Consider the following 3,052-nt stretch of genomic DNA (forward strand, 5'->3'; position numbering starts at 1 on the left):
CCAGGCTTTCACCGTAGAGCTTGAACACCGGAATCGAAGGCAGGTCAGGCTTGTTCATCACTTCAATCCAGGCCTCGAGGTTTGCGGGCGATAATCGCACCGATTGGCAGAATGTACAGGTATCGGCTCAGTTTTCACCTTCAATTGACAGACCCGCAAGGGAAAAATGCAAGCACTCGATCCATAAAAATCATTCACCGACTCACGTCGCGTGAAGCTTGCGAGTCATAAAAACAATGAAAACGCTGAAAACCCAAGTCGCCATCATTGGCGCCGGTCCCTCCGGATTGCTCCTCGGTCAGTTGCTGCACAACGCCGGCATCGACACCCTGATTCTTGAACGCCAGACGCCCGACTATGTCCTCGGGCGGATTCGCGCCGGCGTGCTCGAACAAGGCATGGTAGAGCTGTTGCGCCAAGCCGGAGTCGGCCAGCGCATGGACGCCGAAGGACTGGTGCACGGCGGTTTCGATCTGGCCCTGGATGGGCGTCTGGCCCACATCGATCTGCAGGGTTTGACCGGTGGCAAAACCGTGATGGTCTATGGCCAGACCGAGGTCACGCGCGACCTGATGGCCGCTCGTCGGGAGGCTGGCGCACTGTCGTTTTATGAGGTGAGCCATGTCGTTCCTCACGGCATGAAAAGCGACGAGGCCTTTGTCACCTTCGAAAAGGACGGCGAAAGCTGGCGCGTCGATTGCGATTACATCGCCGGTTGCGACGGCTTTCATGGCGTGTCCCGGCAGTCGATTCCCGAGGACTGCCTGAAGATTTTCGAACGAGTCTATCCGTTCGGCTGGCTGGGGATTCTGGCCGACACCCCGCCAGTGCACGAAGAACTGGTCTACGCCCGTCACGAACGCGGCTTCGCCCTGTGCAGCATGCGTTCGGCCACCCGTACCCGTTATTACCTGCAAGTGCCGGCCGAGGAGAACGTTGCCGACTGGTCCGACGAGCGCTTTTGGGCTGAGCTGAAAACCCGTCTGCCCGCCGAGCTTGCCGAAAAACTGGTCACCGGCCCGTCGATTGAAAAAAGCATCGCGCCGCTGCGCAGCTTTGTCGTTGAGCCGATGCAGTACGGACGGATGTTTCTGCTCGGCGATGCCGCGCACATTGTGCCGCCCACCGGCGCCAAGGGCCTGAACCTGGCCGCCAGCGATGTCAGTACGCTGTTCAATATCCTGCTGAAGGTTTATCGCGAAGGGCGCACGGATCTGTTGGAAAAATACTCGGAAATCTGCCTGCGCCGGGTCTGGAAGGCCGAACGGTTTTCCTGGTGGATGACTTCGATGCTGCACCGCTTCGACGAGCATGATGCTTTCAGCCAACGGATCAGCGCCTCGGAACTGGACTACTTCGTCAGTTCAGAAGCGGGTCGGAAAACCATTGCAGAAAATTACGTCGGGCTTCCTTATGAGGCTATCGAATAGCTTCCTACCGACTTACACTGGCGAGCATCCCCGCTCGCCCGATAGCCTGCGGGATTCTCACTGCCCGCAGGTTCCGCCCGTGACCAATCTTCACCAGCCTGAAACTCCCAAACCGGCCATTCGCAGCGTGCTGGTCGCGCTGATGCTGGCGATCTTTCTCGGGGCATTGGACCAGACCATCGTCGCCGTCTCGATGCCCGCCATCTCCGCACAGTTCAAGGACGTCAGCCTGTTGGCCTGGGTGATTTCCGGGTACATGGTGGCAATGACCGTGGCCGTGCCGATCTACGGCAAGCTCGGCGACCTGTACGGACGGCGCAAATTGATGCTGTTCGGTATGGGCCTGTTCACCCTCGCCTCGTTGTTTTGCGGCATGGCGCAGAGCATGGAGCAACTGGTGCTGGCGCGGATTCTCCAGGGCATCGGCGCCGGCGGGATGATTTCGGTGAGTCAGGCGATCATTGGCGACATCGTTCCGCCCCGCGAACGCGGGCGCTATCAGGGTTACTTCAGCAGCATGTATGCGGTGGCCAGCGTCGCCGGGCCGGTGCTCGGCGGCTACATGACCGAATACCTGTCGTGGCGCTGGGTATTCCTGATCAACCTGCCGCTGGGGCTGGGCGCCTGGTGGGTTGCCAATCGCAACCTGCGCGGGCTGCCGATTCCGCAGCGCAAACCGATCATCGACTACGTCGGCACGCTGTTGATGATCATCGGTTTGACCGCGTTGCTGCTGGCCATCACTCAGGTCGGTCAGGGCCATTCGTGGCGCAGCAGCGAAGTGCTTGGCTTGTTCGCCTGTGCGGTGCTGGTGCTGGCGGTGTTCGTCTGGCATGAACGCCGGGCGCGCGAGCCGCTGCTGCCGATGCATCTGTTCACCAACCGCAACGCGTTGCTGTGCTGGTGCACGATTTTCTTCACCAGTTTTCAGGCGATCTCGCTGATCGTGCTGATGCCGCTGCGCTTTCAGAGCGTCACTGGCGCCGGTGCCGATGCGGCGGCGTTGCACTTGCTGCCGCTGGCGATGGGCCTGCCGATAGGCGCCTATTTCGCCGGACGCCGCACCTCGGTGACCGGTCGTTACAAACCTCAGATTCTGACGGGTGCGATCCTGATGCCGATTTCGATTCTCGGCATGGCGTTCAGCCCACCGGATGCGACGCTGGTCAGCAGTCTGTTCATGCTGCTCAGCGGGATTGCCGGCGGCATGCAGTTCCCGACTTCATTGGTGGGCACACAGAACTCGGTGGATCAGCGCGACATCGGCGTCGCCACCAGCACTACCAATCTGTTCCGCTCGCTGGGCGGTGCGGTGGGGGTGGCCTTGATGTCGGCGTTGTTGCTGGCGTTGTTGCAGGATTCGAGTTTCGCCCATCTGGCGAGCAACTCGCTGCTCAGCGAAGGGCATTCGGGCAACGTGCTGCTCGACGGTTTGAACGCCGCACCGGGCGATGCGCAGAACGCCTTGCGCGCCGAGCTTTCGGTGACGTTCCGCCATTTGCTGTGGGTGAGTACGGCGGTGTCGCTGCTGGGGCTGGCGGCGGCGATTGCGATGCCGAACAACCTGCTGCGCGGGCGCGAGCACGGCGCCAAATAACAGCAAAAGATCGCAGCCTGCGGCA

At 60.9% G+C, this 3,052-nt stretch carries 2 protein-coding genes; both read left to right on the top strand.

Annotation, left to right across the window (positions count from 1 at the left end):
* Positions 1-245 precede the first annotated feature (245 nt).
* Positions 246-1,430, top strand: coding sequence for a 4-hydroxybenzoate 3-monooxygenase (gene pobA, locus HT737_RS08800; protein WP_374011146.1), 1,185 nt, complete (start codon positions 246-248; stop codon positions 1,428-1,430).
* Positions 1,431-1,509: 79 nt separating this feature from the next.
* Complete coding sequence (locus tag HT737_RS08805) at positions 1,510-3,027, top strand: MDR family MFS transporter (protein ID WP_182402250.1); 1,518 nt, start codon at positions 1,510-1,512, stop codon at positions 3,025-3,027.
* Positions 3,028-3,052 lie beyond the last annotated feature (25 nt).

Origin of the sequence: Pseudomonas sp. MD195_PC81_125 (genome assembly GCF_014060985.1) — a bacterium.
Taxonomy (GTDB): Bacteria; Pseudomonadota; Gammaproteobacteria; order Pseudomonadales; family Pseudomonadaceae; genus Aquipseudomonas; species Aquipseudomonas parakoreensis.